This is a genomic window from Streptomyces sp. NPDC053665 (genome assembly GCF_055585285.1).
In genome coordinates, this window is record NZ_JBVJKK010000002.1 from 577004 (window position 1) to 592129 (window position 15126).

At 76.5% G+C, this 15126-nt stretch carries 12 protein-coding genes; 10 read left to right on the forward strand and 2 right to left on the reverse strand.

Going from position 1 to position 15126, the window contains the following annotated elements:
• Window positions 1–157 precede the first annotated feature (157 nt).
• Genes ACZ6ZN_RS10165 through ACZ6ZN_RS10200 form a run of 8 tightly spaced genes read left to right on the forward strand, consistent with a single transcriptional unit; the run spans window position 158 to window position 9555 of the window.
• Window positions 158–868, forward strand: coding sequence for a class I SAM-dependent methyltransferase (locus ACZ6ZN_RS10165; protein WP_451877202.1), 711 nt, complete (start codon window positions 158–160; stop codon window positions 866–868).
• A complete protein-coding gene (locus ACZ6ZN_RS10170) occupies window positions 865–5037 on the forward strand; it encodes an alpha-(1->3)-arabinofuranosyltransferase domain-containing protein (RefSeq protein WP_469644822.1) in 4173 nt (1390 codons plus the stop codon). The genes ACZ6ZN_RS10165 and ACZ6ZN_RS10170 overlap by 4 nt, the downstream gene beginning before the upstream one ends.
• The gene (locus tag ACZ6ZN_RS10175) at window positions 5034–6281 is read left to right on the forward strand and encodes a condensation protein (RefSeq protein WP_451877132.1); all 1248 of its coding nucleotides are present in this window, start codon (window positions 5034–5036) and stop codon (window positions 6279–6281) included. The genes ACZ6ZN_RS10170 and ACZ6ZN_RS10175 overlap by 4 nt, the downstream gene beginning before the upstream one ends.
• On the forward strand, window positions 6278–7018 hold the full coding sequence (locus ACZ6ZN_RS10180; RefSeq protein WP_398111426.1) for a class I SAM-dependent methyltransferase: 741 nt from the start codon (window positions 6278–6280) through the stop codon (window positions 7016–7018). Before ACZ6ZN_RS10175 ends, ACZ6ZN_RS10180 begins: the two co-directional genes overlap by 4 nt.
• Window positions 7019–7033: 15 nt before the next feature.
• Entirely contained in the window at window positions 7034–7939 is a 906-nt protein-coding gene (locus ACZ6ZN_RS10185) for a hypothetical protein (RefSeq protein ID WP_469645654.1), read from the forward strand.
• Entirely contained in the window at window positions 7936–8157 is a 222-nt protein-coding gene (locus ACZ6ZN_RS10190; protein ID WP_469644826.1) for a Trm112 family protein, read from the forward strand. Before ACZ6ZN_RS10185 ends, ACZ6ZN_RS10190 begins: the two co-directional genes overlap by 4 nt.
• Complete coding sequence (locus ACZ6ZN_RS10195) at window positions 8154–8981, forward strand: FkbM family methyltransferase (protein ID WP_451877134.1); 828 nt, start codon at window positions 8154–8156, stop codon at window positions 8979–8981. The genes ACZ6ZN_RS10190 and ACZ6ZN_RS10195 overlap by 4 nt, the downstream gene beginning before the upstream one ends.
• Window positions 8947–9555 (forward strand): hypothetical protein, encoded by a 609-nt coding sequence (locus ACZ6ZN_RS10200; protein WP_469644831.1) that lies wholly within the window; start codon window positions 8947–8949, stop codon window positions 9553–9555. The genes ACZ6ZN_RS10195 and ACZ6ZN_RS10200 overlap by 35 nt, the downstream gene beginning before the upstream one ends.
• A gap of 23 nt (window positions 9556–9578) precedes the next feature.
• Here ACZ6ZN_RS10200 and ACZ6ZN_RS10205 read toward each other — a convergent pair whose 3' ends face one another.
• Together ACZ6ZN_RS10205 and ACZ6ZN_RS10210 are read right to left on the reverse strand one after the other, a co-directional pair.
• Window positions 9579–10949, reverse strand: coding sequence for an MFS transporter (locus ACZ6ZN_RS10205; RefSeq protein WP_469644834.1), 1371 nt, complete (start codon window positions 10947–10949; stop codon window positions 9579–9581).
• Window positions 10950–11003: 54 nt separating this feature from the next.
• Window positions 11004–11894, reverse strand: a complete 891-nt coding sequence (locus ACZ6ZN_RS10210; RefSeq protein WP_469644836.1) for an ATP-grasp domain-containing protein — start codon at window positions 11892–11894, stop codon at window positions 11004–11006.
• Between the two features lie 310 nt (window positions 11895–12204).
• On the opposite strand from ACZ6ZN_RS10210, the gene ACZ6ZN_RS10215 reads away from it, so the two are divergent.
• On the forward strand, window positions 12205–13650 hold the full coding sequence (locus ACZ6ZN_RS10215) for an acyl-CoA synthetase (RefSeq protein ID WP_469645656.1): 1446 nt from the start codon (window positions 12205–12207) through the stop codon (window positions 13648–13650).
• Window positions 13643–14983 (forward strand): carboxyl transferase domain-containing protein, encoded by a 1341-nt coding sequence (locus ACZ6ZN_RS10220; RefSeq protein ID WP_469644838.1) that lies wholly within the window; start codon window positions 13643–13645, stop codon window positions 14981–14983. Before ACZ6ZN_RS10215 ends, ACZ6ZN_RS10220 begins: the two co-directional genes overlap by 8 nt.
• Window positions 14984–15126 lie beyond the last annotated feature (143 nt).

Consider the following 15126-nt stretch of genomic DNA (forward strand, 5'->3'; position numbering starts at 1 on the left):
GTCACGTGTACGCACCGGACACGGCGGGGTGCGCCCCGGCGCTCCACCCGCGTCCCCACGCTCCCCGCAGACTCCCCCGGACCCGCCCGGCGCGACCCCGGACCCGTCCAGCACCGGCCGGGTCCCCTCCGGGGCGGCTGGGTGGAGGGATCCCTCGCTGCGGCGGTCCCTCGCCCTGTTCCGTGCGTTCCTGCACGAGCAGGACGACCCCGCGGCGTGCTACGCGCTGCTCGCCCGGGACGCCGCCGACCAGGTCGAGGCGTACGACGGGCCGGTCGCCGGGCGGACCGTCGTGGACGTCGGCGGCGGCAGCGGGTACTTCACCGAGGAGTTCCGGCGGCGCGGCGCGCACGCGTTCCTCTTCGAGCCGGACCCGGCCGAACTGGGCGAGCAGCCGCCCGGCCCGGCCGTCGTCGCCGACGGGTACCTGCTGCCGCTGCGCGACGGCGTCGCGGACGTCACCTTCTCGTCGAACGTGCTGGAGCACGTCGCCGACCCGGGGACGTTCCTCAGCGAGCTGGCCCGGGTGACCCGGCCCGGCGGGCTGATCTACGTCTCCTTCACCAACTGGCTGTCGCCGTGGGGCGGGCACGAGTGGGCCCCGTGGCACTACCTGGGCGCCGAACGGGCCCGGGCCCGCCACCTGCGGCGCACCGGCAGGCCCGCCAAGCACACGCTCGGCGAGAACCTCTTCGCGGTGCACATCGGCTCGACCCTGCGTCAGGTGCGGGCCCGGGACGACGTCACGGTCGTCTCGGCGCGCTCCCGCTACTGGCCCTTCCTCGCGGAGGCCGTCGTCAAGGCGCCCGGAATCCGCGAGTTCGCCACCTGGAACCTCCTTCTCATTCTGCGGCGGTGTCCTACATGACGACCACGGTCCAGGCTCCTCCCCCGGCAGCCGCCCCCCGTACCGCGGCCGCGGCCGGCCCTCCCGAGGGCCCGCGGTCGCGACGCTGGCTGCTGGGCTTCTGGGCCGTGGCGTTCGTGCTGTTCCTCGCGGTGCGGCCCGGGCGGCAGACCTTCGACACCAAGCTCGGGGTGACCACGGACCCGGGCCGGTTCCTCGGTGACCTGGGCCGGCTGTGGCACGACCGGGCGGGGTTCGGCGGCATCCAGGACCAGTACGTCGGCTACCTCTGGCCGATGCTGCCGTTCCACTGGCTGTGCGACCTGGTGCGGCTGCCGGTGTGGCTGGCCGAGCGGCTGTGGATGTCGCTGATCGTGTCGGTCGCGTTCTGGGGCGCGCTGCGGCTGGCCGAGCGGCTGCGTGTGGGCAGCGGGGCGTCCCGGCTGCTCGGGGCCGCGGCGTACGCGCTGTGGCCGGTGTTCACCACCGTCATCGGCTCGACGTCGGCCGCCGCGCTGCCCGGCGCGTTCCTGCCGTGGGTGCTGCTGCCCCTGGCCGACGAGCGGTACACCGCCCGGGTCGCGGCGCTGCGCTCGGCGCTGCTCGTGCCGTTCATGGGCGGGGTGAACGCGTCGGCGACGCTGGCCTCGCTGCTGCCCGCCGGGCTGTACCTGCTGTCCCGTCCGCCGGGGCCCCGGCAGCGGAAGCTCATCGCCTGGTGGGTTCCGGCGGTGCTCGTGGTGACGGCCTGGTGGTGGGTGCCCCTGCTGCTGCTGGGCGTCCACGGCGAGAACTTCCTCCCCTACATAGAGACCGCGCGGACCACAACGGACACCATGTCGGCCACCGAGGCCCTGCGCGGGGCCGGGAACTGGGTGGCCTACCTGCACCTGGGTGAGGCCTGGCTGCCCGCCGGCTGGACCGTGGCCTCGTCCGTGCTCGTGATCGTGTGCTCGGCCCTGGCCGCCGGGCTGGGCCTCGCGGGGCTCGCCCGGCGGGACATGCCCGAGCGGCGCTGGCTGGTGCTGACGGTGCTCGTGGCGGCGCTGGTGCTGCTCGCCGGGTACGGCGGGGCGTTCGGGGCGCCGTTCCACGGGGTGGTGCAGGACTGGCTGGACGGGTGGCTGTCGCCGTTCCGGAACATCTACAAGTTCCAGACCGGCCCGGCGCTCGCGCTCGTGCTGGGGCTGGCCCACCTGACCGCGGTGGCCGCCGAGCCGCGCGGGGCCCGGCCGGTGCGCGGCCGGCGTCTCGCGCCGCTGGCCGCGGCCGTCCTGGTCCTGCCGGGGCTGCTGTGGCCGTACCTCAACGGCTCGATCCTCAACCCGGGTTCGTTCCCGAAGCTGCCCGCCTACTGGCAGGCCACGGCCGACTGGCTGGAGAGGTACTCACCCGACGCGCGGGCCCTGGTCGTCCCGGCGACCGCGCACGGCGTCTACACGTGGGGCTCCCCCATCGACCAGCCGCTCGACGTCCTCGCCGACTCGCGCTGGGCGCAGCGCGACTACGTCCCGTTCGGCACGCCCGGCAACCGGCGCGCGATGGACGCCGTCGAGCAGGCGCTGACGACCGGGGCCCAGGTGCCGGGGCTGGCCGACTACCTGAGCCGGGCGGGGCTGTACTACGTCGTGGTGCGCAACGACCTCGACCCCGACCAGATCGGCCACGTGCCGACCGCGACCGTCAAGCGCACCCTGGAGCAGTCCGGGTACGAGCGGGTGACGGGGCTGGGGCCGGTGATGACGGGCGGCCGGATCGCCCGGGACGCGCCGCTCCAGGTGGAGGGGCTGTACCCGAGGCAGCGGGCCGTGGAGATCTACCGCCCGGCCGGCCCGGACGTCGTCCGGCCCGGGCAGGCGGGGCTCCTGCCGGTCGCCGGCACGGCGGCGGTGTCCGGCGGGCCGGAGGCGCTGCTGCCGCTGGCGCAGCGGCTGCGCGGCCGGGCCGCGGTCCTCACCGGCGACGCCCACCCGGGGCTCGGGGCCCCGGCCGTGCAGGTGGTGGGCGACGGGATGCGGCGGGCCGACACCCGCTTCGGGCTGGTCAACGCGGGCACCTCGTACACGTACACCCGCGACGAGCGCAACGCGTCCGGCGCCCTCCAGGACCCGGGTGAGAAGCCGCGCCAGATCCTGCCCACCGAGGGCGTGGAGCACCAGACGGTGGCCGAACTGCGCGGCGCCCGCGCGGTGTCGGCGTCCTCGTACGGCAACTGGCTGTTCCACCTGCCGCAGTACGACCCCGTCAACGCCTTCGACGGCGACCCGCGCACCGCGTGGGCCGAGGGCGCGCCGGACACGCCGGACGGGCAGTGGCTGCGCATCGACTTCACCGGCCCGTACGCCATGCCGTCCTCCTTCGAGGTCGCGCCGCTGCCGCAGGAGAACGTGCGGGCGGCGGCCACGAAGGTGCGCGTGGAGACCGCCGAGGGCGAGCGGACCAGCTTCCTGCGGCCCAACGGCGAGCCGCAGCGGATCAAGGCGCCCCGGGGCGCGACGACGTGGATGAGGCTGACGATCCTGGACGCGGCGGAGCGGCGCCCCGGGCTGACCGGTGCGGGCTTCTCCGAGATCACGCTGCCGGACGTGCGGGTGACCCGGCTGCTGCGGCTGCCGGCCGACGCGGACCGGGCCCGCGCGGACGCCACGGTCGTGTCCCTGCACCGCGCCTCCGATCCGACGGGCCTGTCCCCGACCGGCACCGAGACGGGGCTGCACCGCCGCTTCACCACCGCGCAGGCCGGGACGTACGAGGTGCGGGCGAGCGCGATTCCGGTACCGGGCGCGGCGCTGGACGAACTGCTCTACGAGGTGGCGCCCGGGCAGCGGGCCCGGATCGTGGCCACCGCCGACTCCACGGCCCGCCTGGGCGCGGGCGTCGCGGCCCGCAACCTCACCGACGGGGACCTGACGACGGCGTGGATCGCGGGCGACCGGCCGACGATCCACCTGCGCTGGCCGGGCAAGCAGCCGGTCGGCGAGCTGGTCCTGGCCCCCGCGGGCGGCCTGTCCAGCCGCGCCACGAAGGTGGAGATCGGCTCACCGGACGGCGCCGCGATCGCCGGCGTCGACGAGAACGGCTGGGTGCGCTTCCCGGCCATCACCACCGACCGGCTCGACATCACGGTCACCGGGACGGCCCCGCTGACCCTGCACAACCCCGTCGCCGACGAGAAGCTGCGCCTGCCCGTGGGGCTCACCGAGGCGTACGTCCCGTCCCTCGACCGGTACCGCACCCCGCAGCCCGACGGCGGCCGGGCCTTCTCCCTGCCGTGCGGCAAGGGCCCGGAGGTGGCGCTGGACGACGAGCTGTACCCGACCCGCGTGCAGGGCACCGTGCGGGACCTCGTGGAGCGGCGGGGCGTGCGGGTGACGCTGTGCCAGAAGGGCCGCGGCGAGGCGGAGGTGCGGCTGGCGGCGGGCGAGCACCGGCTGGAGGGCGGCGACGCCGGCCCGCTCGCGCTGACGGACGTGACCCTGACCCGCGGCACGGTCGCCGAGCCTGCCTCCGCCGGGCGTGACCTGCGTGTCCGGGACTGGCTGGGCGACCGGCGCGAGGTGACGGTCGGCTCCGGCGCGGCCGCGTACCTGACGACGTACGAGAACGCCAACGACGGCTGGCGGGCCACCCTGAACGGCGAGGAGCTGACCCCTGTGCGGCTGGACGGCTGGCAGCAGGGCTGGCGCGTCCCGGCCGGGGCGGGCGGCACGGTCGAGCTGTCCTACGAGCCGGCCGCGACCTACGACGCCGGGCTGATCGGCAGCGGCGTGGGCATCGCGGCCCTGCTGGGCCTGGCCCTCTGGCGCCGCCGCGCCCCCGACCCCGACGCTCCGCAGCGCGTTGCGCCGCCACCCGGCCTGTGGCTCGGCGTGGTCGCCCTGACAGCGGTGGGCGTCGTGATCGCCGGATGGCTCGCGCTGCTGGTCCCGGCGCTGGCCCTGCTCGCGGCGCGCCGGCCCGCGCTGCTGGTGCCGATCGCGTTCACCGCTCTCGCCGGCGCGGGCGTCGCCGCGGCGTTCGGCGCCGGGGAACCGGTCGGCGCGGGCGGGGGAGCCTTCGGGCACGTCGCCCAGTTCCTCGCCCTCACCGGTCTGTTCGCGGCACTGGTGGGCCTGCGCGAACGGCCGCCCGCCGAGGCGCCGACCCGGCCGCTGCCGAGGACGGGCACGGGGAAGGGCGGAACCGCGTGACGGCACCGGTGCGCATCCCGTTCCCGGTGGTGGACGAGGTCTCCCGGCACTGCCTTCAGCAGGAGGAGCCGGAGACCGTCCACATCGAGGTCCACCTGCCCGGCCCCCTCGACGGGGCACGCCTGCGCAAGGCGTTCCTGGAGGCCCTGCACCGCCACCCGCGCATCCTGATGCGCGAGGCACCCGGGCCCTGGTACCGGCGCCGCTACGAGTGGGAGCTGACGCGCGCCCCCGACACGGAGGCGGTGACCTTCGCCCCGCCGGGACCGCACGCGCTGCGCGACGCCCGGACCCGGGCGCTGTCCGCGGCCCCGCCGCTGTCCCTGTCCCCGCCGGTCCGGCTGGAGGTGGTCGGCTCGGTGCTGCTGCTGACCGTGAACCACACCGCCCTGGACGGCCCGGCCTGCCTGCGCGTCCTCGCGACGGCCGCGGAACTGTACGGAGGCAGGGACAACGCCCCCGCCGCGCCCCCGGTCCGCCCCGCCGAACCCCCGCGGACCGCCCCCGACACCCGGGCCGGCCTGGCGCCCCCGGCACGGGTGGCCCCGGGCACGCCCGGCGACCGGCGCGGCAACGGCCTGCTCGTCACCGAACTGCCGCTGCCCCACCGCCCCCAGGGCTCCCCGTACACCGTCAACGACCAGCTCATGGTCACCACCGCCCTGACCGTCGCGCACTGGAACCGGGAGCGCGGGGCCCGGCCCCGCCCGCTGCGCATCACCATGCCGGTGGACGACCGCCCCCGCGACGCCTCCATGCCGATCGGCAACGGCACCCGCCTGGTCGACGTGCCCTTCGTGCCGGGGGAACTCGACGGCGGCGCCATGGCCGGCCTGCTGCGCCGCACCGCCGAGCGCACCCGGGCGCTCAAGGCGCAGCCCCGCCCCCAATTGGGCCACGGGGCCGCCCTGCTCACCGCCCCCTGGGCGCCCGTCACCGTCCGGGCCGCCCTCACCCGGGGCCTGCGTCGGGCCGCCGCGCCCTGGACGTCGACGACCCTGCTCAGCAACATCGGCCGTATCCCCTACCCCCTGGACTTCGGCGCGGAGGCGGGCCGCGCCCACGCCGTCTGGTTCTCGGCGCCCGCCCGCATGCCCCGCGGCCTGACCGTGACCACCGCCTCCACGGCGGGCCGTCTCCACCTGGCGCTGCGCTGGTCGACGGCGCTGCTCGGGGACGGCGACGGCGACCGGCTGCGCGCGCTGTTCGCGCACTACCTGCACACCACGGAGGTGACCGCGTGACCACGACCACCGGACCCCCGCCGCGCGAGCTGCGCGACTTCTACGAGAACCCCGCCGTCCCCGTCGCCTCCGGCACCCCGCGCAGCCTCCGGCAGGCGCGCATGCTGGCCCGGGCCCTCGGCCCGGCCGGCGCCCGTGGGCCGCGGACCGTCCTCGACATCGGCTGCGGCGACGGCACCGCCGCGGCCACCGCCGCCCCGCTCCTGCCCGGTCACCGCGTCGTCGGCGTCGACTGGTCCCAGGACGCCCTGCGGCGCGCCCGCACCCGCATCCCCTACGCCGTGCGCGGGGAACTCACCGGCGGGGGGCTGCCGTTCGCCTCCGGGTCGGCGGACGCGGTGCTGTTCAGCGAGGTCGTCGAGCACCTCGTCGACCCGGACGCGGCGCTGGACGAGATCCGCCGGATCCTGCGCCCCGGCGGCCATCTGATGCTCTCCACGCCGAACCTGGCCGCCTGGTACAACCGGGCCCTGCTGCTGGCCGGGGTGCAGCCCGTCTTCTCGGAGGTCAGCCTGCGGCGCGTGCACGGCCGCCCGGGCAGGGAGGTCGTGGGGCACCTGCGGCTGTACACCCCGCGCGCGCTGCGGGAGTTCGTCGCCGCCAGCGGGTTCGACGTGGTCCGGCTGGAGGGCGCCCCCTTCCACGGGGTGCCGCGCCCGCTGCGCCCGCTGGACCGGCTGGCGTGCCTGCGGCCGCAGCTCGCCTCGATCCTGCTGCTGCACGCGCGAAGGTCGTAGCCCGTGTGGTGGGGAGTGGCCGCGGCCCTGCTCGCGAACACCCTGTACAGCCTGGGTTTCGTGCTGGAGAAACGGGCGCTGACCTCCTTGCCGGAGGTCAGCATCCGCCGCCCGGCCCGGCTGCTGCGCCTCGTCGTCGGCAGCCCCCTGTGGATCGGCGGTTGTCTCGCCCTCGCCGCCGGGTTCGCCGCCCAGCTCGTCGTCTACCGCACCCTGCCGATCGCCGCCGCCCAGGGCATCTTCGTCTCCGGCCTGGTGCTGCTGGTGCTGCTGTCGTCCCGGCTGCTCGGGGAGGAGACGACCGGCCGGGAACGGTACGCGCTGGGCGGGATCCTGCTCGCCCTGCTGATGGTGGTGCTGTCGCTGCGGCAGGACACCGACACCGTCGGGCAGGACGCCCCCTACCCGCTGGTCCTGGCGGTGTGCGTGCCGTCGCTGGCGGCCGGGGTGCTGCTGTACGGCTCCGCCGAGCGGCGCGCCCGCAACCGGCACCGGCGCCCCACGACCGGTGTCGAGTACGGCGTGGCCGTGGGGCTGCTGTACGGCGTCAGCTCCCTGGCGATCAAGGGCGTCTCCGGGCGGCTGACGGCCGACGGGATCGGCGGCGCCGTCGTCGGTCTGCTCGGCTCCCCGTACCCCTACCTGCTGCTGTTCACCGGCGCGTTCGGCCTGGTGATGTCGCAGGCGGCCCTCCAGCGCTGCCGGGCTTCCCTGATCGTGCCGGTGTGCACCACCGTGACCAGCCTGTTCACGGCCGTGCTCGGCACCCTGTCGTTCGGCGAAGGCCTCCCGCACGAGCCGTTCCGGCTCGCCCTGCGGGTGACCGGCACGGCGCTGGCGGTGGCCGTGCTGCTGACCATCCCGAAGCACGACTCCGCTCCCCGACCCCACGAACCGGCCAAGGAGTTGGCATCACCGTGAAGCCCGACGACCCGCTGCTGAGGATCCTGGCCTGCCCGCTCGACAAGGGCCCGCTGCACCTGCTGCCCGCGCGGGCCGGGCAGCAGGAGGCGCTGTACAACCCGCGCCTGCACCGCCGCTACCCGGTCGTGGACGGCATCCCGCAGTTGCTGCCGTCCTCCGGCGAGCAGGTGCCGGACGACGAGCACGAGGCGCTCCTGAGGAGGATGGCGCCATGACGGGTGTCGCGGCCCGGCTCGCGCCCTTCCTGCCCCCGCGCCTGGTGGCCGCGACCGCCCGGGCGCTGTACCCCCGGTTCGAACCGGAGCTGGCCCGGCTGGCCGAACTGTGCCCGCCGGGCTGCCGCACGGCGGTCGACGTCGGCGGCTGGTACGGGCCGTGGACGCACCGGCTGGCCGCCCGCGCCGAGCACGTGGTGACGATCGAGCCGGTGCCCCGGCTGGCCCGGCTGCTGACCGCGGCGGCCCCGCCGAACGTCCGCGTGATCCGGGCCGCGGCCTCCGACCGGCCGGGCATCGCCCGCCTGTGGCTGCCCGCGGACGACGCGGGTGACCGGGGGGTGTCCTCCCTGGTCCGGCGGGACATCCATGGCCGGGCCCTGGACGTGCCCTGCGTGACGCTGGACGAACTCGGCCTGCGCGACGTCGGTTTCGTCAAGATCGACGTGGACGGTAACGAACCGGCGGTCCTGCGCGGGGCGACCGGTCTGCTGGCCCGCGACCGCCCGGCCCTGTTCGTGGAGCTGGAGGCGCGCATCCAGCCGATCGCGCCCGTGGTGACGTATCTGAACCTGCTGGGCTACGACGGCTGGGTGCTGCCCGGCGACACCTGGGTGCCGCTGGCCGCGTTCCCGCTGGAGGAGCACCAGGAGGCCGCCTCCTACGTCGTCTCCCACGGCCTGCTCCGCCGGGTCCTGCCCTCGTCCGTGCTGCGCGGGCCGCGGTACGTCAACTCCGTGCTGTTCCTGCCCGACGGCCGCCGCCCCGGTCCCGCGCCGGTCGGCGACGATGGGTCCCATGCCCTCCGGAACACACCCCGCTAGTCCCTTCACCCCGCTCGACTTCCAGCTGGTGCTGCTGCGCCGCATGGCCGACCACAATCCCAGCCTGGTCGAGGACGCCCGCCGCGAGCTGGGCGTGTCCGTCGCGGAGATGCGCGAGGCGAACCGGCGCTGGCAGGCGATGGTCCGCTCCCCGCGCTCCCGGGCGCCCCTGGCGCGCTACCGCCGGGTGCTGGGCGAGCCGGAGTCCCGGGCCGCCCGCCGGATCGGCGACCTCGACTGCGAGGCCCACCTGTGGCCGGTGCCGCTGTGGCCGTCCCTGCGCTTCGAGGTGCTGACCGCCCCGACCGGCGCGGTGTGGAACGAGTGGCTGGTCCGCGCGCCGGGCACGCCCGGGCCCGCCCTGCGCGCCCTGGACGATCTCACGCCTTGGTCCTGCACGGTCGACGAGGCGGCCCGGGCGTTCGCCCCGGTCCGTCCGCTGGAGGGCACGGCACCCACCCGCTGGGGCCTGGCGTTCAGCGCCCCGGACGCCGGGGGCGTACCGCGGGAGGTGGTCGCCGAGTTCACCTGGGGCCTGCTCCAGCGGGTGTCGCCCGTCGCCACCCGGGCCTGAGCGGCCCCGGCGGTCCCGGGGCGTCAGGCCCCGGCGGGCCGCCGCGCCTTCGCGGGGACGCACCACCAGGCCAGGGCGGCCGCGGCGAGGTAGGCGAGGGCTCCGGCGAGCATGCTGGTGCGTACCCCCGTGCCGTAGGTCGCCGCGGAGGCGAGCAGGCTGCCGCCGAGGGCGACACCCGTGGCGCTGCCGATCTGCCGGGAGGTGTTGAACAGGGCGGAGGCTGCTCCCGCGTGGGCCGCGGGCGCGGCGCCCATCACGGTGGCGGTGGAGCCGGTGAGCGCGAAGGACGTGCCGAAACCCGCGGCCATCATGGGCACGACCAGCAGCGCGTACGCGGGCCCGGCACCGGCGGCCGCCCAGCCGGCCAGGCCGAGGCCGGCCAGGAGCATGCCGGAGACCACCAGCGGCCGGTCGCCCGTGCGACGGGTGAGCCGGCCGGACAGCACGGAGGCGAACATGGTCATGGCCACCGCCGGGAACAGCGCCAGCCCGGTGCCCAGGGCGCTGTAGCCGCGCTGGTGCTGGAACTCCAGGCTGGCGGTGAACACCATGCCGTAGAAGCCGAAGTTGAACAGCAGGCCGATCAGGGCACCGCCGCCCATCGCCCGGGAGCGCAGCAGCCCCAGGGGCAGCAGCGGGGAGCGGGCGAGGCGCTCGCGCAGGGCGAAGGCCGCCGCGGCCGAGACGGCCAGGCCCAGTCCGGCGAGGACGGCCGGGTCGGACCAGCCCCGCCGCCCGGCCTCGTTGAGGGAGCCGGTCAGCAGGGCCACCGTCGCCACGACGGCGGCCTGCGCGGGCAGGTCGAGGGGCCGGTCGGGGCGGCGGGGCGAGCGGGCCACGTGCCGCAGGGTCAGCGCGAGGCAGGCCGCGCCGACGGGCAGGTTGATCAGGAACACCGAGCGCCAGCCCACCGTGGAGACCAGCAGCCCGCCCAGCAGCGGCCCGGCGGAGGCGGCGATCCCGGCCATCGCGCCCCACAGCCCGAAGGCCCGGGAGCGCTCCGCCGGTTCCGGATAGGCCTGCTGGAGCAGGGCCAGCGAGCCCGGCACGATCAGCGCGGCGCCGAGCCCCTCCACCAGACGGGCCACGACGAGGAAGGCGGTGCCGGGCGCGAGCGCGCAGGCGGCCGACGCGAGCGTGAACACCGTGACGCCGGCGCAGAAGACCCGCCGGTTGCCCAGCCGGTCCCCCAGCGCACCGCCCGTGAGCAGGAACCCGGCGAAGACCAGGGTGTAGCCGTCGGTGATCCACTGGATGCCGGTCAGCGAGGCCGACAGCTCCCGGCCGATCACCGGCACGGCGACGTTGATGACCGTGACGTCGAGGATCACCATGAAGTACCCGGCGCACACCGCGAGCAGCGGTGCCCGGGGCCGGTGCGCGGAGGGCATGCCCCACCACTACACCAGAAGCCGCTTCAGCGGGCGTACCGCACGCCGGGGCGCTCAGCCGGCGGCGGCCAGGACCGCCCGGACGACCCGGGGCACGGACCGCGGGTGCAGGTCGAGGAACAGGTTCGGCTCGATCAGCTCCAGCTCCATCACGCACGGCCTCCCGTCCGGGCCGGTGACCAGGTCCACGCGCGCGTACAGCAGCTCGGCGCCGCCCGGCGCGGCGGCCAGCGCCTGCTCGGCGACGGCCAGTTCGGCCGCCGACGGCCGCCAGGGCCGCAGGTCCGGGTGGGCGACCTTGTCCGCGTCGTACGCCGTGCCCGGCGCGAGGACGGCGCCCTTCACACTGGCGTGCAGCAGCCGGCCGCCGAAGAACTGCAGGGCCCGCTCGCCCTCGGTGTCGATGGCGGCCAGGTACGGCTGCACCATCACGGTGAGCCCCTCGGCGTGCATGCGCTCCACCTGCCGCAGGGCGGCGTCCCGCTCCCCGGCCGGGTAGCGGCCGGCGTAGCGGGCACCGGCCCCCGAGGCGGGCTTCACGACGTACTCGTGACCGGTGGGCAGTTCGGCGGGGGCCCCGGGCGCGACGTACCGGGTGGGCACGGTGGGCACCCCCGCGTCCGCGAGCTGCCCGAGGTAGCGCTTGTCGGCGTTCCACCGCACCACACCGACCGGGTTGAGCAGCCGCGTCGCCTTCGCGCAGGCCTCGGCCCAGGCGGTGAACTCCGCGGCACGCCAGCTGTAGTCCCAGGTGGAGCGGATGAGGGCCAGGTCGAACCCGGCCCAGTCGGCCGACGGGTCGTCCCAGGCGACGGCCCGGGCGTCGGCGCCGCCCTCCCGCAGCGCCGCCACGAGCACCGGCAGGTCCCGGTCCTTGTGCCGTGCGCCGCCGGGGTCGTAGGTGACGAGCGCGATGCGCGGGCTGCCGGCCACGGGCGACTCCATCCTCGTACGGGTGATCGATCCGCTTCCCGCCGCAGGCTAACAACCGCGGTGCGGGCCGGGCACCGGGCCCGGCCGTGCCCGGTGGCGGCGGGGGCGGCAGGCGCGCGGCCCGGCAGCACCCGGCGTCGGTGGCGCGGGGCAGGACCGGCCGCCGTGCGGGTGTTTCTCCGGGGCGCCATTGGTGTACGGAGGGATCGTGGGGGGTGTCGTCCCGGTGGTGGTGGGCCCGGTGGTGGGCGTGCGGGCCGGGGCCGGCCTCCGCGAACCCCGCCGCGACCGGCGGGCACCCGACAGCAAGGAGACGTCGAGCGTGACCCCTCTCTTCCCGGCCCTCACCCACGACCCGGCCGACCGGCCCGCCCTGCGGTTCGGTGAACGGGCCCTGACCTACGCGCAGCTCGCCGCGGCGGCCGGAGCGCTGGCGGGCCGTATCGGCGGGGCCTCGCGGGTCGCCGTCCGGGCGACGCCCACGCTGGAGACGGCGGTCGCCGTCGTCGCCGCGCTGCTGGCCGGTGTGCCGGCCGTGCCGCTCAACCCGAAGTCGGGCGACCGGGAGCTGGCGCACATCCTGGCCGACAGCGCGCCCGCCCTGCTGCTGACGGCCCCGGACGACCAGCTGCCCGCTCCGCTGCGGGACCTCACCCGCGTGGACGTCGACGTGCACGCCACCGGCCCCGTCCCCGTGGACGACCACGCCGGGCAGGCCCCGGCGCTCGTCGTCTACACGTCGGGCACGACCGGCCCGCCCAAGGGGGCCGTCCTGCCCCGCCGGGCGCTCGCCGCCACGCTGGACGCGCTCGCCGAGGCCTGGCAGTGGACCGGCGACGACGTCCTGGTGCACGGACTGCCGCTGTTCCACGTGCACGGACTGGTCCTGGGCGTCCTCGGCCCGCTGCGCCGCGGCGGCTCGCTGCGGCACCTGGGCCGGTTCAGCACCCAGGGCGTGACCCGCGAGCTGAACGCGGGCGCCACCATGCTGTTCGGCGTGCCGACGATGTACCACCGCATCGCCGAGGCCGTGACCGGCGACCCGGACCTGGTGAAGGCGCTGACCGGGGCGCGGCTGCTGGTCTCCGGGTCCGCCGCGCTGCCCGTGCACGACCACGGCCGGATCGCGACCGCGACCGGCCGCCGGGTGATCGAGCGCTACGGCATGACGGAGACGCTGATGAACACCAGCGTCCGCGCCGACGGCGAGGCACGGCCCGGCACGGTCGGGGTGCCGCTGCGCGGTGTGGAGCTGCGGCTGGTGGAGGAGGACGACACGGAGATCACCGCCCGCGACGGGCAGACCGTCGGTGAGATCCAGGTGCGCGGCCCGAACCTGTTCTCCGAGTACCTCAACCGCCCCGACGCCACCGCCGCCGCCTTCACCGCCGACGGCTGGTTCCGCACCGGCGACATGGCGGTGCGCGACCCGGACGGCTACGTCCGGATCGTCGGCCGCAAGGCCACCGACCTGATCAAGAGCGGCGGTTACAAGATCGGCGCCGGTGAGATCGAGAACGCGCTTCTCGAACACCCCGGGGTACGGGAGGCGGCCGTCACCGGGGAACCCGACGCCGACCTCGGTGAGCGGATCGTGGCCTGGATCGTGCCGGCGGACCCCGGGTCGCCGCCGTCCGCCGAGGAGGTGGCCGGCCATGTGGCGGAGCGTCTCGCACCGCACAAGCGGCCCCGGGTCGTCCGGTACCTCGACGCCCTGCCCCGCAACGACATGGGCAAGATCATGAAGCGGGCGCTGGCCGATGGCTGACCGCCTGTCCGCCCGCGGCGTCCTGGCGGCCCTCGCCGACGACTCCACCTTCGACGAACTCCCCTCCCCCGCCCGGCCGTCCCGGCCCGACGGCCCGCTCGGCTGGCCGGGCTACGACGCCTCGCGCTCCCGGGCCGCCGAGCGCACCGGCGAGGACGAGTCCGTGGTGTGCGGCGTCGCCCGCGTCGGCGGCACCCGGGCGGTGCTGATCGCGTTCGAGTTCGGCTTCCTCGGCGGTTCCCTCGGCGAGCGCACCGGCGACCGGCTGGAGGCGGCGTACGCCTCGGCCCGTGAGCGGCGGCTGCCGGTCGTGCCGCTGGTCGCCACCGGCGGCAGCCGGATGCAGGAGGGCATGCTCGCGCTGACCCAGCTCCAGCGCGTGGCCCGGCAGTCGGCCCTCACCCGGCAGGCCGGGCTCGCCCAGGTGGCGGTCGTGCGCGACCCGACCACCGGGGGCGGCTGGGCCACCCTGGGGGCGGGCGCCGACGTGGTGCTCGCGCTGCCCGGCGCCCAGGTCGGCTTCGCCGGCTCCCGGGTGCGCCCGGCGGACGCCGACCCCGCGGCGTACACGGCCGAGGCGCAGCTCGCGGCCGGGGCGGTGGACGCCGTCGTCCCGCCGGAGGAGCTGCGCGGGACGCTCGCGCGGTGGCTGCGGCTGCTGACGCGCCCGTCCCGGGTGCCCGCCCCGCCGCCCGGCGCGCTCGGCGACTCGGCCGGGCTGCCCGCCACGGGCTGGGACGCCGTCCGGCGCGCCCGCTCCTCCCGGCGTCCGCGCGCCGCCGCCTACCTGGACGCCTACTTCACCGACCGGGTCGCGATCAGCGGTGACCGCTGCGGCGGCACGGACCCGGACGGCATGCTGTGCGGCTTCGGCGAGCACGAGGGCCGCACCGTCGCCTACGCCGCGCAGACCGGGGCCGCGACCCGGCCCGCCGGGTACCGCACGGCGGCCCGGCTGGTCCGGTTGGCGGACCGGCTCGGCATCCCGGTGCTGACGCTCGTCGACACCCCGGGCGCCGCCAACGACGCCGAGGCGGAACGGCAGGGCGCGGGCCCGGCGATCGCCGAGCTGTTCGGCGCGGTCGCGGCCGCCCGCACCCCCGTGACCACGCTGGTCGTCGGCGAGGGCGGCTCCGGCGGCGCCCTGGCCCTGGCCGCACCCGGCAACACCTGGGCCACGCCCGACAGCTACTTCTCGGTGATCGCCCCGGAACTGGCGGCGGCGATCCTCAAGCTGCCGCCGCGCGAGGTGGAGCCGACGGCGGACCGGCTGCGCATCCGCCCGCAGGACCTGGTGGAACTCGGGGTGATCCGCGGCACGGTCGGCCCCTGACGTCCGGTGCACGTCTCACCCTCGCCGCGGAGCTGATCGCCGCCGCCGGAACCGTCCTTGCTGATCGGCGTCGACGGCCGGGCAGGCCGTTCTCCCCGGCCGCCGCCCGGAACGCACGGGGGCTGCGCGAGGCCGGCTGCGAA